The organism is Acetobacter sp. AAB5 (genome assembly GCF_050106715.1).
Classification (GTDB): Bacteria; Pseudomonadota; Alphaproteobacteria; order Acetobacterales; family Acetobacteraceae; genus Acetobacter; species Acetobacter oryzifermentans.
This window is the reverse complement of the sequence record NZ_JBNIEW010000016.1, coordinates 1-25,179: the sequence shown is the minus strand read 5'-3', so window position 1 is coordinate 25,179 and position 25,179 is coordinate 1. Positions and strand designations below refer to the sequence as shown.

General features: G+C 45.4%; 18 protein-coding genes and 1 pseudogene. 10 read left to right on the top strand and 9 right to left on the bottom strand.

Annotated features, from left to right (window positions below):
• Nucleotides 1-62: 62 nt before the first annotated feature.
• From ACP7IZ_RS12510 to ACP7IZ_RS12495, 4 genes are read left to right on the top strand one after another with little or no spacing between them, the layout of a single operon-like run.
• The gene (locus tag ACP7IZ_RS12510; RefSeq protein ID WP_426849539.1) at nt 63-815 is read left to right on the top strand and encodes an SDR family oxidoreductase; all 753 of its coding nucleotides are present in this window, start codon (nt 63-65) and stop codon (nt 813-815) included.
• A gap of 12 nt (nt 816-827) precedes the next feature.
• Nucleotides 828-1,277: an acetyl-CoA carboxylase biotin carboxyl carrier protein gene (locus ACP7IZ_RS12505; RefSeq protein WP_426849538.1), complete on the top strand. Its 450-nt coding sequence runs from the start codon at nt 828-830 to the stop codon at nt 1,275-1,277.
• The gene (accC, locus tag ACP7IZ_RS12500) at nt 1,274-2,671 is read left to right on the top strand and encodes an acetyl-CoA carboxylase biotin carboxylase subunit (protein WP_426849536.1); all 1,398 of its coding nucleotides are present in this window, start codon (nt 1,274-1,276) and stop codon (nt 2,669-2,671) included. Before ACP7IZ_RS12505 ends, accC begins: the two co-directional genes overlap by 4 nt.
• A complete protein-coding gene (locus tag ACP7IZ_RS12495; protein WP_426849534.1) occupies nt 2,640-3,095 on the top strand; it encodes an acetyl-CoA carboxylase biotin carboxyl carrier protein in 456 nt (151 codons plus the stop codon). Before accC ends, ACP7IZ_RS12495 begins: the two co-directional genes overlap by 32 nt.
• 99 nt (nt 3,096-3,194) lie before the next feature.
• On the opposite strand, the gene ACP7IZ_RS12490 is transcribed toward ACP7IZ_RS12495, so the two are convergent.
• Nucleotides 3,195-4,397: a pyridoxal phosphate-dependent aminotransferase gene (locus ACP7IZ_RS12490; protein ID WP_426849532.1), complete on the bottom strand. Its 1,203-nt coding sequence runs from the start codon at nt 4,395-4,397 to the stop codon at nt 3,195-3,197.
• 349 nt (nt 4,398-4,746) lie between these two features.
• Here ACP7IZ_RS12490 and nac point away from each other — a divergent pair, with 349 nt between their 5' ends.
• Both nac and ACP7IZ_RS12480 read left to right on the top strand, forming a co-directional pair.
• On the top strand, nt 4,747-5,691 hold the full coding sequence (nac, locus tag ACP7IZ_RS12485) for a nitrogen assimilation transcriptional regulator NAC (protein ID WP_426849530.1): 945 nt from the start codon (nt 4,747-4,749) through the stop codon (nt 5,689-5,691).
• Between the two features lie 154 nt (nt 5,692-5,845).
• Complete coding sequence (locus tag ACP7IZ_RS12480) at nt 5,846-7,207, top strand: amidase (protein ID WP_426849528.1); 1,362 nt, start codon at nt 5,846-5,848, stop codon at nt 7,205-7,207.
• Between the two features lie 242 nt (nt 7,208-7,449).
• Here the strand turns inward: ACP7IZ_RS12480 and ACP7IZ_RS12475 are convergent.
• From ACP7IZ_RS12475 to glgA, 5 genes and pseudogenes are all read right to left on the bottom strand, one after another.
• A pseudogene (locus tag ACP7IZ_RS12475) lies at nt 7,450-7,686 on the bottom strand (SDR family NAD(P)-dependent oxidoreductase); the annotation flags it as partial.
• Between the two features lie 105 nt (nt 7,687-7,791).
• Nucleotides 7,792-10,410, bottom strand: a complete 2,619-nt coding sequence (gene treY / locus ACP7IZ_RS12470) for a malto-oligosyltrehalose synthase (RefSeq protein WP_426849526.1) — start codon at nt 10,408-10,410, stop codon at nt 7,792-7,794.
• Nucleotides 10,407-12,164 (bottom strand): malto-oligosyltrehalose trehalohydrolase, encoded by a 1,758-nt coding sequence (gene treZ / locus ACP7IZ_RS12465; protein ID WP_426849525.1) that lies wholly within the window; start codon nt 12,162-12,164, stop codon nt 10,407-10,409. The genes treY and treZ overlap by 4 nt, the downstream gene beginning before the upstream one ends.
• A gap of 32 nt (nt 12,165-12,196) precedes the next feature.
• The gene (gene glgB, locus ACP7IZ_RS12460; RefSeq protein ID WP_426849523.1) at nt 12,197-14,425 is read right to left on the bottom strand and encodes a 1,4-alpha-glucan branching protein GlgB; all 2,229 of its coding nucleotides are present in this window, start codon (nt 14,423-14,425) and stop codon (nt 12,197-12,199) included.
• A 48-nt stretch (nt 14,426-14,473) separates the two neighbouring features.
• Complete coding sequence (glgA, locus tag ACP7IZ_RS12455) at nt 14,474-16,102, bottom strand: glycogen synthase GlgA (RefSeq protein ID WP_426849522.1); 1,629 nt, start codon at nt 16,100-16,102, stop codon at nt 14,474-14,476.
• A 228-nt stretch (nt 16,103-16,330) separates the two neighbouring features.
• On the opposite strand from glgA, the gene glgX reads away from it, so the two are divergent.
• The 3 genes from glgX to ACP7IZ_RS12440 all read left to right on the top strand — a co-directional run bounded on the left by glgX (nt 16,331) and on the right by ACP7IZ_RS12440 (nt 19,767).
• Nucleotides 16,331-18,451: a glycogen debranching protein GlgX gene (glgX, locus tag ACP7IZ_RS12450; protein WP_426849521.1), complete on the top strand. Its 2,121-nt coding sequence runs from the start codon at nt 16,331-16,333 to the stop codon at nt 18,449-18,451.
• Between the two features lie 136 nt (nt 18,452-18,587).
• Nucleotides 18,588-18,890 (top strand): plasmid stabilization protein, encoded by a 303-nt coding sequence (locus ACP7IZ_RS12445; RefSeq protein WP_426849519.1) that lies wholly within the window; start codon nt 18,588-18,590, stop codon nt 18,888-18,890.
• A gap of 22 nt (nt 18,891-18,912) precedes the next feature.
• On the top strand, nt 18,913-19,767 hold the full coding sequence (locus ACP7IZ_RS12440; RefSeq protein ID WP_426849518.1) for a glucose 1-dehydrogenase: 855 nt from the start codon (nt 18,913-18,915) through the stop codon (nt 19,765-19,767).
• Nucleotides 19,768-19,912: 145 nt separating this feature from the next.
• Here ACP7IZ_RS12440 and ACP7IZ_RS12435 read toward each other — a convergent pair whose 3' ends face one another.
• Nucleotides 19,913-21,376, bottom strand: a complete 1,464-nt coding sequence (locus ACP7IZ_RS12435) for an FAD-dependent monooxygenase (protein ID WP_426849516.1) — start codon at nt 21,374-21,376, stop codon at nt 19,913-19,915.
• Between the two features lie 274 nt (nt 21,377-21,650).
• Between ACP7IZ_RS12435 and ACP7IZ_RS12430 the strand changes: the two genes are divergently transcribed.
• Nucleotides 21,651-22,220 carry an SCO family protein gene (locus ACP7IZ_RS12430; RefSeq protein WP_426849551.1) on the top strand — a complete coding sequence of 190 codons (570 nt, stop codon included), beginning with the start codon at nt 21,651-21,653 and terminating at the stop codon, nt 22,218-22,220.
• Nucleotides 22,221-22,238: 18 nt separating this feature from the next.
• On the opposite strand, the gene ACP7IZ_RS12425 is transcribed toward ACP7IZ_RS12430, so the two are convergent.
• Together ACP7IZ_RS12425 and ACP7IZ_RS12420 are read right to left on the bottom strand one after the other, a co-directional pair.
• Nucleotides 22,239-24,545, bottom strand: a complete 2,307-nt coding sequence (locus ACP7IZ_RS12425; protein ID WP_426849514.1) for a TonB-dependent receptor family protein — start codon at nt 24,543-24,545, stop codon at nt 22,239-22,241.
• A 71-nt stretch (nt 24,546-24,616) separates the two neighbouring features.
• The gene (locus ACP7IZ_RS12420) at nt 24,617-25,006 is read right to left on the bottom strand and encodes a hypothetical protein (protein ID WP_426849512.1); all 390 of its coding nucleotides are present in this window, start codon (nt 25,004-25,006) and stop codon (nt 24,617-24,619) included.
• Nucleotides 25,007-25,179 lie beyond the last annotated feature (173 nt).

The window sequence follows — 25,179 nt, the reverse complement described above, 5'->3', positions numbered from 1 at the left end:
CTTGGTGAATTCTGTGTTTTATCAAAAGCAGATCAATCCATATTTTATCGGGAACTTATGCCATGACAAATCAGCCTTATCGCACAGCACTTGTTACCGGCGCCTCCTCTGGCATTGGTGCCGCAACCGTACGCCGCCTGCGAGAACTTGGGTTGGAAGTGCATGCTGTTGCGCGTGACAAGGCACGTCTGGACAAACTGGCTGAAGAAACCGGATGCATTGTGCATGCAGCAAGTGTTGCTGACCTTAATGCTATGGCTGCCATTTTTAAAGACCACGAAATTGATATTCTTATCAACAATGCTGGTCAGTCTCGTACAGGCAATATTACCAACACCACGGAAGAAGATATTGATGGCCTGGTAGACATCAATTTGCGTGCTGTTCTGCAACTCACCCGCCTAGCTCTTCCCGGAATGATTGCCCGAGATCGTGGCCACGTGGTCAACATCACCTCTATTGCTGGGCATTATGCCTTTGCTGGTGGCAACACGGTTTATCATGCCACCAAGGCTGGCGTGCATTCTCTTTCCCAACAGTTGCGGTGTGATCTGTTTGGCAAAAATATTCGCGTAACAGAAATTTCTCCAGCCCGCGTGCAAACAGAAGTGTTTGGCCGCCTGATTGGCAATATGGAAGAAGCGCAGCGCCGTTTCTTTGATGAATACGATTCACTACTGCCAGAAGATCTGGCCAATTCCATTGCTTTTGCCATTACGGCACCACAGCGCATGAATGTTAGCTTTATGGAAGTGCTGCCAACTATGCAGGTTGTTGGCGGCCTGAACTTTGCAAAGAAACCCACCAAAGCCTGATAGCTGATAACCATGGATACTCAAGCTCTTAAAGCGCTGATAGACCTGTTTGGCCGTGCTCCGCTCCGTGAGCTTGAGATTTCGGAAAGCGGCCAGACTGTTAAAATCACGCGGGCAGAGCAGGCACAGGCTTTAACGCTTCCTGCTTCTTCCCTCCCCGCTGCTATCCCAGCAGCACCTACAACACCGCCGTCCCCTACAGAACAAGCTGAAGCAGTTCCTCCGCAAGAAAAACTGGTAACTGCCCCTATGTATGGGACGCTGCATTTATCCCCCGCCCCCGATGCACCGCCTTTTGTGGCCGTGGGGGACGCTCTTCATGCCGGACAACAGGTAGGTCTGATTGAAGCCATGAAAGTTTTCACACCTATTAAAACAGAAATTGCCGGGCGTGTTGAAGCTATTTTAGTGCCCGATGGCAGTGAAGTTGAGGCTCATCAGCCTCTGATGCGTCTATCATGAGCGCGCTACAACGCTTTGGCCGCGTTCTGATTGCCAACCGTGGCGAGATCGCACTGCGCATTCAACGCGCCTGTCGGCAGCTTGGGCTAGAAACTGTTGCTGTTTATTCGGAAGCTGATGCCCAGAGCCGCCATGTTCTGGAAGCCGATATTGCACTGTGTATTGGCCCAGCTTCTGCCGCACGCAGCTATCTGGATGCGGCAGCCATTATTCTGGCAGCAAAAGTTACTGGGGCATCTGCCATTCACCCCGGCTATGGTTTTCTATCAGAAAATGCTGATTTTGCAGAAGCTGTTGAAAAAGCAGGCATAACCTTTATTGGCCCTACACCTGATTCTATCCGCCTGATGGGGGATAAAATTACAGCCAAACAAACCATGCAGGCATCCGGCGTGCCCTGTGTGCCCGGATCTGATGGCCCATTACCAGAAGACGAAAGTGCTATTCTGGAACTTGCCAATTCTGTGGGTTTTCCGGTTATCGTCAAAGCCTCTGGTGGCGGTGGTGGCCGTGGCATGCGTGTTGTTTGGTCTGCTGATGAACTTATCAAAGCGGTCGCTCTTACACGCAAAGAAGCACAACAGGCGTTTGGCAACCCAACCCTGTATCTCGAACGCTTCATGCAAAAACCACGACATATTGAAATTCAGGTTTTGTGCGATACGCATGGCGCCGCTTTGTGGTTGGGAGCACGCGATTGTTCCTTGCAGCGTCGCCATCAAAAAGTGCTGGAAGAAGCGCCACCGCCGGGCATTCCGCCTGAACTTATCGCAGAAATTGGGGCACGCTGTGCACAGGCTTGCCGCAATATTGGGTATCGTGGTGCAGGCACATTTGAGTTTCTGTATGAAGACGGAATTTTCGCGTTTATTGAAATGAATACGCGCCTACAGGTTGAGCACCCTATTACAGAAGAAACCACAGGCATTGATATTGTTTGTGCGCAAATTGAAATTGCTCAGGGCAAGCCACTCGATATCACACAAAGCGCTATTCAGACATCTGGCCATGCCATTGAATGCCGGATTAACGCAGAAGACCCGTTTACCTTTGCGCCTTCTCCTGGCCAAATCAGCCGTTGGGATCTGCCCGGTGGGGCTGGTATTCGTATGGATACGCATATTGTTACGGGCAGTGTGGTGCAGCCTTATTATGATTCATTGATTGCCAAGGTCATTGCACGCGGGGCAACGCGAAATGAAGCCATTCAACGGCTAAAAGTCGCTTTGTCTGAAATGCAGGTTGAAACAATAGCAACCAATATTCCGCTTCATCAGGAATTGCTGTGTGATCCGGAGTTTCTGAAAGGTGGCGTTGATATCCATCATCTAGAACATTGGTTGGAAAAAAGGAAAAACCTTGATGACAAAGCCCCTGTCTCTGCCGATATTTGAAAGCCTACCAAACTCAGAAGAGGTTATAGAGATCAGCCAATGGCTAAATGAAGCCGGCCTGAGTTCTCTGGAGCTTTCTAACGCACAGGGCACGCGCTTTTGTATTTGCGTTGAAACAGCTACAGATAGCTCCAAACCTGAGAATACACCGGAGCTATTATCACTTAATACACAAGCGGGAACAGATATAACTGTTACTGCCCCTTATTTTGGCCATTTGTTACTGCATAACCCCGTTACAAAAGAAACATTTGCGCCAGTTGGCAGTTCTGTTTGTGCAGGTGCAATTGTTGCCATATTAGAAATAGAAGACATGACTGTACCTGTTACAGCATCAGGCAATGGTACAGTTGCGCACGTTCTCGCCAAAGAAGGTGATTTGGTCGGATATGGCCAACCCATTCTAAAGCTTCAAGCTGCTTAATTTTCTATTCTTTTCCACAACTTTGCAATCAAACAAAGATAACCCCATTTCACTAAGAGATGGGGTTATTTAACAAACCCTTGAAGTAAAAAATTTCTCTTACTTCAAACCTTCAACAAACTTTGCAATACGCTCACAGCCTTCGCGCAATGTTTCAACATCTGTTGCATAGGAAATACGGAAGAACGGGCTCATTCCGTAAGCTGTTCCCTGCACTGTAGCAACCTGCTGTTCTTCAAGCAGCCCCATTACAAAATCTGTATCAGTTGCAACCTTTTTGCCGCCAGCAGAAACCTTATTCATACATGCGCTAATATCTGCATATACATAAAAGGCACCTTGTGGTTTGTGGCAATAAACATTCGGGATAGCGTTCAGCAAATCTACCACAAGATCACGACGCGCCTGATATTCTTGCGCACGATCTTTGAGAAAATCCTGCGGCCCTTCCAGGGCAGCCACGGCTGCTGCCTGTGCTATTGTGTTAATACCGCTTGTTGATTGCCCTTGCATGTTGTTCATAGCGGCAACCAGATTTTTGGGGCCGCCACAATATCCAACGCGCCAGCCTGTCATGGCATAGGCTTTAGAAACACCGTTAACTGTGAGAACACGATCCTTCAGTCGTGGTTCAACCTCAGCAATCGTGCAGAATTCAAAACCATCATACACAAGGTGTTCATAGATATCATCAGTCATGACCCAAACATGAGGATGCTTGAGCAGAACTGCAGCAATAGCTTCCATATTTACACGAGGGCAGCAGGCACCAGATGGGTTGTTAGGAAAGTTTAGAATAACCCATTTGGTACGCTCTGTAATGGCTGCATCCAGATCCTCCGCACAGAGCCTGAAACCATTTTCTGCTTTGCATGGAACCTGCACCACACTTGCCCCAGCAAGACGCGCCTGATCAGCATAGCTAATCCAGAAAGGCGTTGGCAAAACAACCTCATCACCCGTATTGCAGGTTGCCATAATCGCATCAAAAATAATCTGCTTGCCGCCATTGGCAACCAGAATTTCATCCAACGCATAGTTCAGATTATTTTCACGCAGGAATTTGTTCTGAACTGCTTTTTTAAGTGCAGGTTTGCCGGATTGTGGCGGGTATTTTGTATCGCCAGCTCGTGCAGCTTCAACCGCAGCTTCAACCACATGTGGGGGTGTAGGAAAATCCGGCTCCCCCGACGAAAGGCTGATGACCCGAATACCTTCAGCTTTCAACGCCGTTGCTTTATCCGTCATTGCGGCTGAAGCAGAAATGGCAATTCCGTTAAGTCGATCGGCAAAACCCGGCATTACATACACTCCGAAGATATTCTTGCGCGCCTACGCAAGAATATTCAGTCAATTATCAATATGAAATGAATGTACGCCAAACCAGCCCTTAAGAGATAGCATTGAAAATCTTCTACCCCCATACAAGAATATTATGGAAAGAATACAAATATAAAAACATGTAAATAATAATAATTTTCTTATTGTTTTATATTTATGATACATAGTCACTTATTTTTATATGAAAGTTCAAATAAACATGCCCTGAAATATGAAAATTATGTCAAGAAATTCGTTTCGAATGTTTATTGACTGCTGCCAGAATTTCGGTAACAATAATTTGAAATGCAGCGCATGGAGATGACACAAATTGGACATCAGGCGACTACAGGCATTCGTAAAAATCATTGATATCGGGAGCATTTCCCGAGCGGCTGATATTCTAAACATCGCGCAGCCAGCTCTTAGCCAACAGTTAGCCTCTCTTGAAACTGCATTTAAACAAAAACTGCTTATCCGCAGTAAAATGGGGGTAACCCCCACAGCAGCAGGGCTGGAGCTTTACCGCCACGCACAAACCATGATCAAACAGCTTGATCGCGCCATGACGGAAGTCAGCAGTGGTGGTGGCCCATTGGTCGGGAAAGTATCCGTTGGTCTTTCTCCGTATTCTTCCGGCTCTACTTTGTCTTTAGCTCTTCTAAAAGAAGTACGTGCCAAGCTGCCTGGTATCATACTCCATTTGACAGAAAGCTTTGATGATATTTACAGCGAAATGGTTATGACTGGCCGGCTAGATATGGCCATTATCCACGGTGCTGGACCCATCAAAGGCGTAAATTTCACACCCTTGATGAAAGAAAACTTTTTCCTGGTTGCACCAGAAGATTCTGCTTTTGCAGAAAGAGGATCTGCGCCCGTCAAGCTTTCAGAGCTTACAGAAGTTCCTCTTTTACTGCCCCCAGATTACAATTTTGTACGTAAGCGCATCAACACAGCTTTTGCACGCAAACAGATAAAACCGCATATTGTTGCAGAAGTTGAAGCGCTTCTGACACTTCAGGATGCTGTTGCTGCTGGCATTGGTTTTACTATTTTGCCTTGGTCTGTTGCCAGCAAAATTATTGTTCCGGGCAAATCCCGCGTGTATGAACTCCGCAGCCCTGTTATTCAGGAAGACGTTTCTTTGTGTGTGCCAGAAAGTATTCCTGAAACGGAAGCAGGCGTTGCTGTTAGAAATATTCTTATTAAATTGGCCAAAAGCATGGTGATGTCGCAAAACTGGCCAGGTACACAGATTATGGATACTCAATAATTAAAAGCTTAGCTTCATACACCATGAACAATTTGGGCAAATATTCACATTAAGCTTGCATTGCCTGTCTTTTGCTTTGGCTATAGGCCAACCATGATACACTTAAATCTATTCTTGTCATGGATCGACAGCCAATAAACACGGAACTGCCCCGATGTCCTCTTCCTTCTCTTCCATGTTTCATGCAGCGCAGGCACTTGCTGATAACCGCACAACAGCCCGCAAACTGGTAGAAAATGCTTTAGCCAACATTGCAGAACCTCATGGAGAAGGAGCACGCACCTTCGTATCTGTGCATGCTGCGGCTGCGCGCAGGCAAGCCGATGCCATAGATAGATTGCGGTATCAGGGACAAGCGCCATCTCCTTTAGCTGGGCTCCCCATCTCTGTTAAAGATCTCTTTGATGAAGCTGGTTCCATTACCAGAGCTGGCTCCATGGTGTTAGCGGATGCCCCGCCTGCAAGTATGGATGCGCCTGCTATTGAACGCCTGAAGCAAGCAGGACTTATTAGTATTGGCAGAACGACCATGACCGAATTTGCTTTCTCGGGCATTGGCATCAATCCGCATTTTGGCACTCCGGCCAATCCATGGCACAGGCATGAAAAACGCATTCCCGGAGGATCTTCCTCTGGAGCTGCCATTTCGGTCTCGGACAACATGGCATTTGTAGGCATTGGCAGCGATACAGGCGGCTCCTGTCGTATTCCAGCAGCACTTACCGGCCTTGTTGGCTTTAAGCCTACTGCACGCCGCATTTCTACCAAAGGTACGGTTCCTCTTTCTTCTACCTTGGATTCCATTGGAAGTATTGGCCGCACCGTAAAGTGCTGTTGGGCTGCAGATAGCCTGATGACAACCGGAACACTTCGTATACAAGATGCTCCAACCGGACGAGAAGGCAGCACACTGCGCTTAGGTATTCTTGGCACTTCTGTTATGGAAAATATGGACGACACGGTTGCCCATACATGGGAAAATTGTTTACGCAGACTTTCCAAAAACGGCGTTATGCTGGAAACATTTACCTGCCCACCCCTTAAAGAAATTCCTCAAGCCAACAGCAAGGGCGGGTTTCCCGCTGCTGAATCTCTTGCTTGGCATCAACCTTTGCTAGAAACGCACCGTAGCGTTTACGATCCTTTTGTATTGCAACGTATTCTACGAGGTTACGAGCAGAACGCTGTGGATTACATTTCTTTACGGCAAAGCAGAACCAAATTAATCCAACAGGCAGCCGATATCATGAACCATTATGATGCTGTTATTCTGCCAACCGTGCCCATTATCGCTCCAAAAATCAGCGATATGCATGATAACACTCGTTATGTGGCAACCAACCTGCTCTTATTGCGCAATACCACTATCGCCAATTTTCTTGATTTATGCGCCATCAGCTTGCCGTGTCATCAGACGGGCGAAGCACCGGTAGGGCTAATGGTTATGGGCCGTCATGCAGAAGATCATACTCTTTTCCGTATCGCAGCACAGCTCGAACATATTCTGGCCTCCTAAGCACTGTTCATACCGTAATTAAGAGGCCAAATGGGCAGACATTCTGCCTGCTTTCCGTAAAGCTGCTACCGAAGATATTCATCCATAAAATTCTGAGAACTGTATCAGGCCGGAGTTCCCGGTCTGATATCGTAAGCTTTCCGCACAAGGGCCGAGCGCGCACCAAGCCTATCAGTAACTTTCTGATTCCATGCAGCCTCTTGTTGCACCTTCGGTTAGCTAATAATTTCCTTGGGTTCAACATTCAGCAGAATATCAACATCCCACTTCGCTGCCTTAAGGCGATCCGCCGCACACGTAACATCTAATTTCTCAACAGACAAAGCCATACTGCGCTTTTTAGCTTACTCAGACAATGCATAAACCTGCGCGACAATTTAAACACCAGCAATCACATTGAAGCCATTTGCAGCCAATCGAAGCGCAGCTTCACGACCAAATCCTGTGCCTGCACCTGTTATAAGTATTGTTGTCATCACTTTTATCTCTTTGCAATTCAGCTATAGATCAGACAACGTGTAGATGCACGCATGTGTTCCCAACATGAGATTTGATCTGAATGGACGCTGTATTTTACATATATATCATGAAAGATTATGAGCTATAAGAATATCAAATGGTAGCGATCCATAAAAATATGCAAGATTAGAAATATCGTTGTTTTCAAAAGTATTTCCCCATAAAATACTTTTGAAAAGTGCACTTTTCAGATCATCATGTAAGCAAATTTTAGTTTCATTCCAGCCTTTATGATAACTTCTCAAAGACTCATTGATGTTAAGAGAAAAATTAAACCTTGTTGCAATTACAATAATTTTTATATTTTTTTCAACCCTTGCAAATGCAATAACATGGTTTGATAAAAGACCTTCCACCAAAATTTCTTCATATCGACCATTTGTAAAAATCTGCGGATAATTTTTTCTCAATCCAAGCAATTTGCATATTATAGCTTGCTTAATCCTTCCATCACGCCAACTGGTAGCCAACGCTAATAGATCCACCTCTTGCTGTAAATTTTCTTGCAATTTGCGATAATTGACCGGCCTTCTATTATCAGGATCTACAAGACTAAAATCCCACTCCTCCCGCCCCTGATACAAATCCGGTACCCCAGGAACTGCACAACGTAAAATAACCTGCGTTAGACTATTAATGGCAGCAGCGGGCGAAATACTATTTATAAATGCAGCAAGATTTTTTACAAATGATGTATGTAAAAGCTGCATCATAAAATTCTGGCATGTTTTTTCATATGCCATATCAGGTGTATCCCAACTGGTGCGTAAACCTGCTTCTCGTAAAGCTTTAGTTAAATAAGACTGTATCCTTTGAGAAAAATCATTTTCATTTAATGGCCACGCAGAAATCAGCGTTTGGTATATAAATATTTCATCCGCCCTAGAAATAGTTTTTTTTAAATCATAATATTTACGCAAGTCAGCATTCTGTTCAAACCAATGCATTACAATTTCAGGCCATTTCACCTCGGGTTCACTTAAAACCATAAGGCGTGCCCTTCCATCCTCCCCACGTTTATGATCATGCGTAGATGTGCACAACAATGCATCCGGATATAAGGAAAAACGAGATATATTGGCTTGGTGAAATGCTTCTAAATTTTTTGAAAAAATACTCGGATCTGTTCCAACCTCATTCCGAGACCATAAACGAGCATAACGATAGAATGCTGTATCTTCTCCAGCTTTGGCAGCTAGAGGGGCTGTTAGGCACACAAATAAATTTTCAGGCCCTTTTTTATCTAATGATTGATAAACCGTTTGGCTTAAAATATGCTCAATTTTATTCAGTAATGGGATATGATAAGTAGGTAATTCCTTACGAGCCTCCTTACATCCCATTTGCAAATATAAAAGACTTTCCTTACTTATTACACATCCTGAAAAATAAATACGATACACAGGAAAATCTAACAAAACTTTTCGTATCACAGTTTCTATAGAATGTGCCGTTATATCCTGTTCTGGTGGAAAAATATTTATAAAAGCCTGAATGAGATCCTGAAACATTTTATAAAATGAAGAATTCAGTTTTTCATTTCGTGCTGCTTTCTGCACTTGTTTATAAGGAAAAACTCCAAATTTCTCCCATAAAATATTCAGGTTTTTCTCTCCTTCTGGATTATGCAAAAGGAGAGAACTCTGCTCAAGAAAATCATAACCTGTCGTGCCAGAAATTGACCATTTTTTTGAAAGGGTTTCCTTATCAGCTAGAATTTTTTCCGCAAAAATAATAGGGGTATTATATAAATATTCTGGTCTTTTTTTATTTAATTTTTCTAATTCTTTTCGTAAATTCTGACAATATTCAATCGGCTGTATTAAACCATCAACATGATCAATCCGCAAACCATCAATCAAACCACGTTGGTATAAATCAAATACATAGGCATGCGTGCGCGCAAAAACTTCTGATCGTTCCATACGAAGCGCAATCAGAGATGTAACATCAAAAAAACGACGCCAGTTTACCAAATCACCCGCATTGCGCCACCAAACCAGTTGATAATGTTGCTTTTGTAACAACATCAAAAGATTTTGCCTGCCTTCTGAAGTTTCAGAAGAAAAGAAATCTATTAAAAGCTGCTTTGAATAAAGAGGAAATTTTTCCGCATTTTTAAAACCAGGAAAACCGACAACCCAGTCCATACTTTCTAAGGCTACAGGAAAAATTCTATCCTCATATGCAATAATAAAAGATTTTTCCTCATTATGATACAAAAAACGAATTTTATTTTCTTTTAAAATATCACTCAAGGGTTTATCAAGAAATGGAAGAATAATACGGTGTTTCTTTTGTCCTTGAGATACGGCCCAATCGATATCAAAGTAATCTGCATACTTACTTTTATTTCCGTATTGCAAAACATCTTGCCACCACAAATTCTGATGGTTCGTGGACATATGATTTGGTACAATATCAAGAATAAGACCCATATTATGCGCATGCAGCGCATCTACTAAAGCCTTTAACCCAGCCTCTCCCCCTCTTTCTGGATCAATATAATCCCAACTGATTGTATCATAACCGTGCATAGACCCCGGCACTGATGCCAAGAGCGGAGAGGCATAAATATGGCTGATACCAAGCTTTTCAAGGTATGGCACAAGCAAAACAGCATCATACAATGTAAAATCTTTATGAAACTGAATGCGGTATGTCGCACGTAATGGTCTGTTCATGGCATATTTTCCAGACTAGCCACAAAACTGAATGCAGGTAATACGCCTGCCTGCCTTGTATCTGGCACAGTGTAAATGAGGCTATGTGGTTCTATAATTTCGTATTCTTTGTCAGAAAGGTTTATAAAAATAGTAAGTAATTTTTTATTATCTAAAGACCAACGCGCACATATAGCGCCTATTCCTATTATCTTTACACCTGCGCTCTGCGCATGATGTAAATAAGGAATAATCCATTTTTTACGTAATGCGAGCAAATGATGCGTTAGGGCAAGCCACGCTTTGCCGGAATCTGTATCTCGCAAGCTTCTATCTGGCTTAGACGCCTCAAAAGTGCTTAATGCATTGGGGTCTGGGATCTGTTTCCGTATCGTCTCATCCTGAAATGTTGAAAACTGAGAAAACTCGTTTCGTCGCCCTTCCTTAATACGCTCTGCCAATTCACCATGAAAATCACAGAAAAAATAAAATGGCGTGATACACCCCCATTCTTCCCCCATAAAAATCATGGGAATCATCGGGCTTAAAAGAAGCAACGCGTAAGCGGCTTTCACAGCCTCTGGTTTTGCCAGCACTAATAATCGCTCTCCAAATGCCCTGTTGCCTGTCTGATCGTGATTTTGCAAAAAAAGAATAAACTTTGTCGCTGGCAAATCATCACTTGGCATTCCTCGGTTTTTGCCAGAATAAGGGTTTATTTGCCCTTGATAAACAAAACCTTCCGCCAAAACCCGAGCCATATCCTCTGTCGGGTCTTTAGAAAACATTTTGTAATATCCTTCATGTTCTCCGGTCAGAAGCACATGTAAGGCATTATGGCCATCATCATTCCATTGGGCGGTAAAACCGTTCCTGAGTAAGCCTGCATCATTGTTTTCGTTTTCGAGTATTAAATGCACATGGCGTCCAGGCTCAATCGTGGTCTGAACCCGTTCCTGCAAAGCCCCAAACCATGTATGATCAGAAATGGCAGATGCAGCATCAATCCGTACACCATCAAACCGATATTCCATAATCCAGTAGAGCACATTTTCTATAAAAAAATCTCTTACGTCAGGTTTGTTGAAATGAATGCCTATTCCCCATGTTGAATGCTGATCATGATCGAAAAAATCATCTGCATAAATAGGTAGAAAATTTCCTACAGGTCCAAAATGATTGTACACAACATCAAGAATAACCATAATATTACGCGCATGTGCGGCATCAATCAGATGTTTTAGTTTATTTGGGTGCCCGTAAGACACTGCTGTAGCATATGGCAAAACACCATCATATCCCCAGTTTCTCGTGCCCCCAAAGCTGTTTATTGGCATAAGTTCAATAGCCGTAATGCCCAAAGCCGCTAGTTCATCTAGCTGTCGGCATATGCCATCATACCCCCCCAACAAACCCGCATGAAGCTCATAAATGACAGCTTCATGCCATGGCCTTCCCTGCCATTCAGGATGCTGCCATTGGTACTGTTTTGGATCTATCACCTCACTTGCACCTAACACGCCATCAGGCTGACTGCGGCTTGCAGGATCTGGGACACATTGACCATCAGAAACACAAAAGCAATAACGCGCATCTGCGCTACAAGATGCTGTAATACTAAAATGCCCCAACCCATCAGAATGCATTTTCTGATTTTGCATACCATCAATTTTCAGAAAAACATCTTCACTTGATGGCGCCCAAAGAGTAAATACAGTTCGCCCGTCATCCAAAATCTCTGCACCAAAAGTTTTTCTAAAATGAAATGCACGCATGCTCAGCAGCCTTTCAAGAAAGAATAACGTGCCTAGGACACAACCGGACTAAAATACAAAACAGAAAGCGGTGGAAGCGTTGCCTCTAGAGAACAACACATACCATGAGCAGGCATATCCTGCGCATGCAGGCCGCCAGCATTACCAACATTAGAGCCACCAAAACATGCCGCATCTGTATTAAGAATTTCGTGCCAATATCCACCATGCGGCACACCTACTCGGTAATTATGGTGAGGCACTGGGGTCATATTACAAACAACAAGAACTGGTGCTGCATCCGGCGCATAACGTAACCAGGCAAAAACACAATTCTGCGTATCGTCTGCAATCACCCATTGAAAACCATGATGGCGGTAATCATCCGCATATAAGGCAGGATAAGAGCGATAGAGGCGATTAAGGGTTACAATCGTATTATGCACCCCCTTGCCTAATGCCTCCTCCAGCCTGTGCCAGGCAATTTGGTCATCATGGTTCCACTCTTCCCATTGTGCCAACTCCCCTCCCATAAAAAGCAGTGGCTTGCCAGAATACGCCCACATAAGCGCATAAAGGCACCGTAAGTTGGCATGCTTCTGCCACTCATCCCCCGGCATACGCGACAAAAGAGAACCTTTGCCATGCACGACTTCATCATGGGAAAGCGGTAAAATAAATCGCTCAGAATAAGCATAGATCATGCCAAAGGTGAGATCATTCGCATGGTATTTGCGCCAAAGGGGATCCCGCTGCATGTAACGCAAAGTGTCATGCAGCCACCCCATATTCCACTTAAACCGAAATCCTAGCCCACCTGTTTCAGAAGGCATGGTCACACCCGGCCATACAGTGGACTCTTCGGCTATCAGCACCACATCATCATGCGTATCCCGTATGAGTGCAGAGAGTTCGTGAAAAAATGAGACAGCTTCAAGGTTTTCACGTCCACCATAAATGTTCAGCTTCCACTCTCCTTCCTTCCGGCTGTAATCGCGATACAGCATGGATGCAACGGCATCGACCCGCAGACCATCAATATGAAAGCGCCTAAGCCAGTAAAAGGCACTTCCCAGCAGAAATCCTCGTACCTCGTTTCGGCCAAAGTTATAAATAAGCGTGTGCCAATCCTGATGAAATCCCTCCTGCGGGTCAGCATGTTCGTAAAGATGCGTCCCATCAAAACATGCAAGCCCATGCGGGTCGGAAGGAAAATGAGCTGGCACCCAATCCATAATCACCCCAATACCAGCCTGATGGCACCGATCTACAAATGCAGCAAACTCATTAGGCTCTCCATGCCGGGCCGTTGGAGCGTACATACTTACTGGCTGATACCCCCATGATCCGGAAAAAGGATATTCTGTAATTGGGAGAAGTTCTATATGTGTAAATCCAAGTTCCTGAATATAAGGAATAAGCGCATCGGCCAAACTGCTCCAGGACATAAACCCTTGTCCGCTCTGTGGCAGCCTCCATGAAGGCGCATGAATTTCATAAATGGAGAGCGGAGCATTTACCTCGTGCCGTTTATGCCTTTGCGCCATCCAGTCTTCATCATGCCATTCATAAGTTTCTGGGGCTGCAACGCGTGATGCCGTTGCTGGAGGTTTTTCCGTAAAACGGGCATAGGGATCTGCCTTTGCTGGCAAAACTTGACTGTCGGCAGAAAGAATCTCGTATTTATAACGTTCACCAGCTAGTAGGCCGGGAATAAACAGTTCCCACACCCCTGCCTCATGCCGCAATCGCATGGGGTGGCGCCTGCCATCCCATATATTAAAATCTCCAATAACCGATACCCTACGCGCATTAGGCGCCCAGACTGTAAAGCGCACGCCTTCTACACCGTTTATCCGGATACAATGCGCGCCCATAATTTCATCTGGAGAATGATGACGCCCTTCAGAAAACAAATGCAGGTCCAGATCACCCAGCAGTTTGCCAAAACTGTAAGGATCAACAACATCTTGCCAACTATCAGCCCACTTCACCCGCACAAAATAACTTTGGCTACGTTTAGGAATAGTAACGCTATATACGCCATGAGGATGAATACGCTGCATTTGCCGCTCAAGCGTAGAACCATCTGCCGAGGTAATGACCACCCGGACTTCAAATGCATCCGGAAAAAAGACCCGCACAATGTCACCACGTCCATCAGGATGGCGGCCCAGCACAGCAAAGGGGTTGGAGCAGTTTCCCTCAGCAAGATCTTCAATTTTCTTTTGAAGAACTAAATCAGCCATTTTTCGGTTTTTCGATATAGAATTAGCAGACATTGCAATACATACCGGATTCACCTTGCAGAATAATGACGCATATTTCGGTCAAGCATGAGTGCCCGTACGCTTCAGGTTTTCACTTTTTTGGCCACCAAGCGGCATACGGGCAGGCTGTATTCTGCGCAATGTTCGGAATGGACGCTGTAAAATATCCCCTCTGCGTGGTGCAATTTCATCGTGAGTATTATGATGTGATGGTAAATATCCTGCCAGTTCTCTAAACATTTGTGCATAGCCAGCAGCTTTTCCTTCCCACGAAACATCATGCAATGCGCCATTACGCTGCAAACGTGCCCAAACAGATTTTTGCTGAAATAGAGCATATGCCCGTCTTACAGCTGCCAAAAGTGTTTCGCTATTTGTTGGAGAAAATAGAATACCGTTTGCAACACCTTCTGCTATAGCCGCAGAGTTTGCATCTACAATAGTATCTGATAACCCTCCAACGCGAGCCGCAATAGGCACAGACCCATAGCGCAGCGCATGCAACTGGATTAGACCGCATGGCTCAAACCGAGACGGGATAAGAGAAGCATCAACAGCAGAATGCAGTTTATGGCCGAGAACTTCGCTATAATTGAGATGGCACGCCAATTGATGCGGATAACGGCTTTGCAATTCTGCAAGAGATCGCATAATTTCCCGATCCCCTACCCCAACAACAATAAGTTGCATGTTCCATTCAAACAAGCGTGGTACAATTTCAGCCAGAATATCCACACCTTTTTGAGTGGTTAAGCGGCTAACAAGCCCAAGAAGAAATGCATCCGCCTTTTGTGGCAAACCAAACTCGGCCTGTAATACTCTTTTATTAGCACGACGCCCTACATTATCACCCACTGCATATGGGAATGTCACGGCTGGGTCTGTCATGGGATCCCATTCCGAAAGATCTAAACCGTTCAGAATACCATTCAATACAATAGACCGGCTGCGCAGTAGGCCATCAAGCCCCATGCCATGTTCTGGCGTTTGAATTTCTTCTGCATATGTAGGAGATACCGCTGTTAACCGATTTGCAAACAGCAGAGCACCTTTTAAAAAGCTTATCTGCCCATAATACTCTAAACCTTCCACAGCAAATGCGCGCGCAGGTAATCCAAATGCTTCCAATTTATCGCGCGGGAAAATACCTTGGAACGCCAAATTATGAATAACATGAGAAACAGGCGAAGCCTTTACACCATCATAGTGTAAATAAGCTGCAACCAACGCAGAATGCCAATCATGAGTTTGCACCACCGAAGGTTGCCAATGGTCTAAGCATCCTTGAGCAATAAATGCACCCACCCGCGCAAAAACGGCGTAGCGTATGCCATTATCTGGCCAATCCAGCCCCGTTGGGCTGCCATAGGGATTTCCCACACGATTATACAAAGCAGGCACATCAACCACAAACAACGCACGGTCTTTTGTTACCCCCTCCCAAAGAGTAACTGTATATCCTAAGACATTCTCAAACTGTTTGATAACCTGCCGTTCTTCCAAAGCTTCCATAACGGCAGGATACCCAGGCAATAATGTATGTGTTTTTATTCCATACGGACGCAAAGCACTGGGTAAAGACCCGACGACATCCCCTAAGCCACCAGTTTTTATAAGTGGATACATTTCTGATGCCACGGAAAGAACATTCAGATTAGCTGGTAGCATTGCAACGGATGTCTGCGTCATGTCTCATCCCTTTTGTATGCTTTGCATGGAATATTCCGCCCTGACAGATATGACACGGCTATCAGTGGCAATTACGTACAGAACGCCGACTGTATTAAAATGTCTCACACACACGATTATGTTACTGAATTTTGGCCGGAACAGCGCGTTACAGCCTTACGCATGCCATGATTTTCGCCAAGGGGCGGAGAATGGATGGACCTTTTGCCTGAAGTTAGGACACTGCCAATGAGTCTTCCGCTTCGTCAACGCCTACGTGAAGGAAACCCCATTGAGCTTGGGGCTACATATGATGGATCCGGTGTTAACTTTGCTGTTTTTTCGGCCAATGCTACGGCTGTAGATATCTGTCTTTTTGACCAAGACGGAAAAACAGAAACAGACCGTATTCGTCTTCCGGAATACACAGACCAAGTTTTTCACGGTTGGATACCAGATTTACAACCCGGCCAGCTTTATGGATTGCGTGTGCATGGCCCCTACGAACCTGATGCTGGGCATCGTTTTAACCCAAACAAACTTCTTTTAGACCCATATGCTCGGGGTCACTTAGGCAATCTGGAATGGAACCCTGCCCTTTTTGGCTATCAACTCAGCCATCCTGATCTGGATTTAAGCTTTGATGAACAAGACAGTGCGCCTTTTATTCCCAAATGTATTATCCCCACACCATCAGAAAGAAACAATAAGCCCTTAAAAATACGTTGGTCTGACACTGTTATTTATGAAACACATGTTAAAGGTTTTACACAAAACAACCCTTTGGTTCCTGAGAACCTGCGCGGCACCTATGCCGGCCTCTGTCATCACTCTGTACTGAATTATATTAAGTCTCTGGGTGTAACTTCTATTGAACTTTTGCCTATTCAAAGTTTTGTAAATGCCCAATCCCTTATAGAAAAAGGCCTTACAAACTATTGGGGTTACAATACCATTGGTTTTTTCTCTCCGGATACACGCTACGCGGCAAACCATACTGATCCGGCTGCAGAATTCCGGCAGATGGTCGCGCGCTGTCATGAAGCCAATCTGGAAGTTATTATGGATGTTGTCTATAATCATACAGCAGAGGGGAATGAGCTTGGGCCCACATTGTCCTTTAAGGGGTTGGACAATGCCTCTTACTATCGGCTTATGCCTGATAATTTCCGTTACTACATCAATGATACAGGCACGGGAAATACATTCAACCTGAATACCCTGCATGTCATACAGTTTGTGGCTGATAGCCTGCGTTACTGGGCTGAGGAAATGGGCGTAGATGGTTTTCGCTTTGATCTCGGCTCTATTTTAGCACGGGAAAAAAACGGATTTGACTGCCAAGCTGGTTTTTTGCGCGTCTGCCGGCAGGACCCAACCCTAGCGCATCTGAAGCTGATAGCCGAACCGTGGGATATTGGTCCCGGCGGATATCAGGTTGGAAATTTTCCTCCCAGTTGGGCAGAGTGGAACGACCAGTTTCGTGACACTGTCCGAGATTTCTGGCGTGGAGAAGCTCGTGCCGCAGCTTTAGCCCCACGCCTTCTTGGTAGCCCAGATCTTTTTAACCATAGCGGGCGGCAAGCATGGGCAAGCGTTAATTTTATTACAGCGCATGATGGCTTCACGCTTAAAGACTGTGTCTCCTACAACGACAAACACAACAATGCCAACGGTGAAGATGGCAGGGATGGAACAGATAACAACCGCTCCTGCAATTATGGTATTGAAGGCCCCACACATGATGAAGGCATTAATACTCTGCGTTGGCGGCAATGCCGAAATATGCTGGCAACCCTTCTGTTCTCTCAAGGCACTCCCATGCTATTGGCCGGAGATGAATTTGGCCGCACGCAAAATGGAAACAACAATGCTTATTGCCAAGATAACGATATTTCATGGATAAATTGGAACATTGAAGAAGAAGGACAAATCCTAAAAACTTTCACCCAAAGAATACTAAGCCTTAGAAAACATTTTCCTATTTTACGACGTAGCCGTTTTCTTACTGAAGCCTACAACAAGGAATTGGATGTTAAAGAACTCACTTGGATCAGCGCTAATGGTACGGAAATGATGCAAGAAGAGTGGGATTATGCACAATGCTTTGGCCTGATGCTGGATGGCCGTGCCCAACCTAGCGGCATCATACAACGTGGTGGAGATACTACATTATTGCTGGTTTTAAATGGCTGGACAGATAGTATAGAATTTACCTTGCCTGAAGCTGAAGGCGGAGCCTGGAAATTACTCCTTGATACTAACCGCCCTAATGCTGGCAAGGACATAGAAAAAGATGTTTTTGAACAAAAAACTGTTTTCACCCTAACAGAACGGTCAGTTTTACTTTTTGAACTTCTTGGAACTTAAATCCCCAGCACACCAATATAAAAGACCCTGATCTCAGGAAAACCTTTCTTATTTTTTAGCGTTGTTATCAAACATCTATTTCTATCTCGTAAGATACGAGAATAGATCTAAAACCTTAGAAAACGGAGCATAAACTATGCCTCGTGGTGACAAATCTGCTTACACAGACAAGCAAAAACGACAAGCCGAGCATATAGAAAACAACTACGAGCAACGTGGTGTAAGCGAAAAAGAAGCCGAGCGCCGAGCTTGGGCTACTGTCAATAAAGAAACTGGAGGTGGTAAAAAAAGTGGCTCCGGAAGAAGCCATGCCGTAACGCATGAACCATCACGCAAAGGCGGCAAGGTTGGCGGAGAAGCTTCCACCCATCGCACAGCAGAAGAACGTTCTGACTCCACACGAAAGGCGGCTGAAACTCGCAAGAAAAATGCAAGATAATTTATAGTCCTAAGGAGGAAACATGATGGCACATGAAGAAAAAATTCCCTCTCAACATCAGACTGTCCCTGGTGAAACGGATAAAATGAATCCTATTCCAGATCATGGAGAGAAAAGTTATCGGGGGTCTGGTAAACTTTCTGGAAAAGTTGCTTTAATAACTGGAGCAGATTCCGGAATAGGGCGGGCAGTTTCTATTGCTTTTGCGCGTGAAGGTGCAGATATCGCAATTGCTTATTATACCGAAGACAAAGATGCCCAAACAACCGCTGAATGGGTAGAAAAAGCTGGACGTCGAGCTATCTTGCTTCCGGGAGATATCCGGCGGCAATCACATTGTAACGAAATAATAAAACGCACAATTGATGCATTCGGGCAGATCGATATTCTGGTAAATAATGCTGCACACCAAAAATCCGTAATAGATCTTTCAGAAATTGATGAAGAAGAACTTGATACAACATTCCGCACAAATTTTTACGGTATGTTCTTTCTATGTCAGGCAGCCTTGCCGTATTTAAACAGCGGTGCTTCCATTATCAACACAACCTCAATAAACGCTGTCCAGCCCTCCCCTCACCTTCCTGCCTATGCAGCGACAAAGGCCGCCATTTCTAATTTTACGGCAAGCCTTGCTCAAATGCTCGGCAAGCAAAACATACGCGTTAATGCCGTTGCTCCGGGGCCCGTCTGGACACCTCTTATTCCATCTACAATGCCAAAAGAAGATGTTGCCAATTTTGGTAAAAATACACCGCTTGGTCGGCCTGCGCAGCCAGCGGAACTCGCTTCTGCTTATGTCATGTTCGCTTCAAATGAAGCAAGTTATACAACAGGCGCTGTTCTTCCCGTAACTGGAGGAAGACCTATGCTTTGAACAAAAAAATTTGATGGTGGATGAAAGTTTCTAAATATACCTAATTTTAAATAGAGCTAATATTTTAAATTACCAAATATATTATGATTTACAAATAATGCCGACATACTCTGCAGGCGTTGGCAACGAGAAAAAATGTCGTTGCCTACTGCTTTATCTCTATGCTGGATAAAAATGTATCAATAACTCTCCATTCTCCACTTCGTGCAGTAGCTGCGATGTAACCATCTGGCCTTACAAGCCAGATACCGTTTTTGTGAGATGATGAATATACCTTTGGTTTTAATAAAAATGGATAACGTAATATCATAGCTCGTGCTTCCATATTATCTCGTGCCACAAGCGAAAAACGAGGAGTATTGTCGTTCTGAAAGTTGCTCTTCAAAATCAATCTTTGCCCTGAATAGGGGCCATATAATCCACGTATTCGACCCGCGTTGAGAGGGCTATTAGGATAACTGATCATGACACCAGAAAGTCTGTTAGCAACAGCACGACGAACCATCGGAATGCGAAAAATCAATTTTACAATAAGATTACGCACTCTCTGCAAGAGGTGATTTCTGAGCAGCACAACTTTGGTCATACGGCTGGAATCTGACAATATCTGCTGTGCCACGCCACTACGCTCAATACTGTAACTCTCAAGCAAGAAGGGTTTAGCTTTTTGTTGTTCTACAAGTGCTAGCTTCCATGCAAGATTAAAGGCATCTTGCATGCCCATATTCATGCCTTGGCCACCTGCAGGACTATGGATATGTGCTGCATCACCTGCCAGAAATACCCGGCCTTTGCGATACGCATGAACTTTACGTTCATTAATACCAAAATCTGATAGCCATATCGGATCGGATAAAGTAATCCCACCCGGCCCACGTTGGTCTATGATTACCTGCATTTCTTCCAAGTCCGGCATATGCAATGGGGCAGAACCAAGGTCAGCTATAATACGGCAGCGATCTCGCGATATCGGAAAAATCATGATTGCACCATCATGATGCCAGAAAATAGCTGGTTCATCAGGCGGTATCGCAAGCCCCTCCACATGCACATCAGCAATAACAAAATTTATGGGAAGAGTGTCTCCTTCGAAGACCATACCAAGTTTGCCGCGCACGAAAGAATGGGCACCATCGCAGCCAATAAGCCATGTCGCTTCCAAGGTCTCACTCTCACCTTTCTTATGTGTAAGAGTGCACAAAACGCTATCATCCCCGTTAACAAAGTCTGTTAGCTCTGTTTCGCGCTCAACAGTGCAGCCAAGAGTTTCGAGGTGTTCTTCTAACAATCTCTCGGTTTCAGATTGTGGAAGCATCAGTAAATAATTGAAACAAGAAGCTATTGTCTTAAATGGGATACGGGCGAGAGTCTTACTCCCCCAGTGGATACTAAGGGATTTTGCGTGCAGCCCATTGGCAACAAAAACCTCTACACAACCAGCAGCTTGCAACAACTCCAGAGTTCGAGGCCAGATAGCCAGCGCCCGAGATTGAGTGGTGCGTGTTGGCAACTTATCGATAATTCTGACTGGCACGCCGTAACGGGTCAGCTCCACAGCCATGGTGAGACCGACAGGCCCTGCACCAATAATAAGAACAGGTTTCGACATGATCTTTATCCGAAGAAACAATTATTCAGGCACAAAAATATTTGCCCAAACGTTAACGCTGAATGGACAAGGCCTGTTCCTATCCCTCCCCAAAATATACGGGCCGCTTACAAGCGAAAGTTCTTCTATAATGCACTGACAATGCTTTGCTGCACGTATATCCACTCTTTGCTATAATGTGGTCATGACCCAGAAGAGCTCACGCAAAATCATATCTGATAGGAGAAAACCTCCCTCGCCACGCCAACAAAATTGGAAAACAATTTTGCCTGTTATGGGAATTATCTTTGCTTTGCTTATCGGGGCAGCAGGGCTGCGGGCAGTCCTAACATCACATTCCCATACCCAAATTGGTGGGCCCTATGCCCTGACTGATGAAAACGGGCACGTAGTCTCACAAACTGATTTTCAAGGTCGTTATACGCTCATCTACTTTGGTTACACACATTGCGTAGATGTTTGCCCCCTGACACTTGCAACCGTATCGGCTGCGCTAGATGAGCTCGGGCCGCTCGGGCAAAATATTACCCCCGTTTTCATCTCGGTTGACCCCGCACGAGATACACCGGCTGTTGTAAAAGAATATATCCAACGTTTTTCGCCACGTATTGTGGGTCTAACCGGAACCGAAGCGCAACTGCAGCCTATAATGGCTGCATTTCATGTCTCTGCACGGCGTCGTGCAAGTAATGGGGCTGGTTATCTTATGGATCATAGTTCGCTCTTGTATCTGATGGACGGCCAGAACCATCTGGCTGGCATGATACCGGTAGATTCCAGCGCCCATCAAATTGCACTTGAGCTTAAACAGCTTTTACCGCCACCCAAAAATCATCCGTCATGAGAGTTTATCAGCCCTTCATCAAAACCGGATACGCACGCCACCAAAATACGCTCTGGGTGAGCCTGCATAGATAGAACCAGTACTGTTCATGAGCATACGCGCCGTTGCCTGCTGTCCGTTGCTCTGCAAACTGTCACTAATGTTGGTTGCCCCTGCAATATAGGTTTGGTTTGCGACATTCTGCACTTCGAAATACCAGTGTAACCGATGTGCCCACCCAAGCCGTGTTGGCGGATCATAATGCACTTCCAGATTCAACAATGCGTAACCGGGAGCTTTCAAACGATTGGCGTTATCCAGCCAGTAGGAATCCCGCCATGTCACCTCAGCGTAACCGCCGAGCCCTTCCAAGGCACCATCAGGCTGATCGTACAAAAAACGCGCATTGAGAAAATTGGGAATCACGCCCGGAATATAATTTCCTTTACGACTGAAACTGCGTGAGACGGTGCTATTTGAAAGAACCTCAGTGTAATTTGTATAAACCTGATTATCATAAGTATAACTGAGCTTTATACGTCCCCCCGGTAGCATTGTAGGAAGCGGCTTCCACTCCACCCCCAAAACAATCCCCCGATGCTGGGATGCCGGCGCATTAAACGTATAGGAACCCACGGTATTCACACCGGCAGACTGGCTAACGAGTTCATTATTATAAAATTCGTAAAAACCCGTTGCCTGCATAGTCATATTGGAAGATGGATGCCAATCAGCACCAAGATCAATACCAACACTTGTTTGGCTTTTCAGTTGTGTATTGTTACCATATTGCCCCTGCGGCGTAATGAACAGATTTGAAGATGACGGCGTTCCATAAGCAATGCCAACACGGGTATGAAATGTCCATTTCTTTGATGGTGTGTAAATCAATGCGCCTTCGGGCGCTAAATTGAAGTAGAAGCGATTGGCCGTAATATAGCGCTGATCCCGGCCTGTAGCAGAATAACTGTAAAGCGTCTCGGTGGCCCCAATATCGGAGTATGTTCCCCCAAGCCCTACCACTACGTGCCAGTTGGGGGCAAAATGCCAGTCCTCCTGAAACCGCGCACCTAAATTCCACTGGTGGCCATAGGATTCCGAATTCATTGCACCACGAGTGGCCCCACCAAGCGGCATGATATTGTAGGTTTGAGAGCCAAAGTCGAGATAATCAAAACTGATCCCGCCAAAAGTTTCCAGTGATTTGCCGCCAAGACGCGCATGGTTTGTTATATCGCTGCTGGCGTTGTAGGAATTGTACGGACCAACATACGCTACTGGCGATGTTGGCTGATCAATATGGCGTTGATCATAGGTAAACTGATTACGCCAGATTGTACGCGCATTGAAATCATGTTCCCAACGCAAGCCAACAACTGTCCGGCGGTCAAAACGGCCCAAACCAGCAGCTTCTGGGCTCATGGCTTCCTTTGTTCCGTAACGACCATTCACCAACAGATTAACGGATGCACATCCGGCTGCTGCATTTACAGCATTATAACATCCCTGCTGGTAGGGATTAGCCCGATACTGGTTAAGCGACAGCCGCACGGGTAAAAAAGCATCCGTAACGTTGTTTACAAATTTCAGGATAAGCCGATCTGATGATGTGAGGTTAACACGCAGCCGCACGTTTTCTGTTGAAGTGTTGTAACGGCTATTGGCAATAAACCCATTCCCCCGCACGTCACTCCCAAAGATCATGAGATCATAATGTTTATTACCAAGCCCCAACGTTGCGTAATTATTGAACATCCCAAAGCTACCAAAATCCGAACCCACCTCAAGGCCATGAATATCGGCTCCTTTTCGGGTACGAAAATTGATCGCACCGTTAATGGCATAATTGCCATAGAGAGTTGATGCTGGGCCTTCAAAAACATCCACACCCGCATAAGCATGTGGATCAATAAGATCGGCACGAGCGGTTCCATCAGGCTGTGTCATCGGGAAGCCATCTTCAAGCACCTGTAGGTTTTTTAACCCGTAAGACTGACGGTCTCCCGAACCTCTTACAGAAACCACTGTATCCCGTGGGCCATTCCCTTGCGTGAAGCTCACGCCAGGAATGGTCACAACCATATCCGCAACACTTTGCCCGACCTGATTACCAAAATTGCCTCGATCAGAATGGTACGTTGTTTGCCCTGCGGGATGCGTCATTGCGGAAGTGCGGCTATTTCCCTTTACCGTAACCTGTTCGGTTTTTGCCTGCTGCCTCACCGGAGATACGAGCTTGCCATGCTGTATTTGAGAACGTGCATGGGCCATCTGAGCTGCGGAAAAAAGAGTCACAGCCGCCATCACTCCGGAAAACCGAAGGGGAGTGCCATAAACATGAAACATGATTCTGAACCTGAATGAACAACACGAAAAGCCCGCGTGCCAAAACGCGCGAGCGGCCCTGTAATTTCAGGTCAGACGGGAGGTCCTTGCGGACAGAGAGACGTACGTTTTGGCGCAGGCGGCCCACGGATAGGTGCAAACATCCATGTTCGACACACACCTTCAGCAATAAGCCCAGCAAAAATACAGAACGCAACACTGAGTAAAAAAAGCTCAAGCACTTCGGAAAGAAGAAAACTATCGTCCTGCGAATCTGTTGTGTGGTGATGCTGTCCATCAGGATCAGAAAGGGGTGTCTGATCCTCGCAAAGAATACTCAGTTTTATGAGGTCTTTGAGTGGATCTTCAACCAAAGCGGCTGGGGAAACAACTCCACCAAATGTTAGCCGCGCAACCAGAGCAAGCAGCACCAGCGGCCAAAAGACCACTGACTGAAGCAAACTGTAAGAGCGCGTTAACATCCATAATGGCTAGCGTAGATTACTCTGATTAACCAGATCAGATTTACCGTCACTTTTATCTCAGTGGTATGAATCCTGGGGCCGTGGGTTCGAATCCCGCCGCGGACACCATTGCGGGTTTTTTAGCATTTGAGATAAGTTGTGAGACAAAAAAACCCGCCTGATGAGGGCGG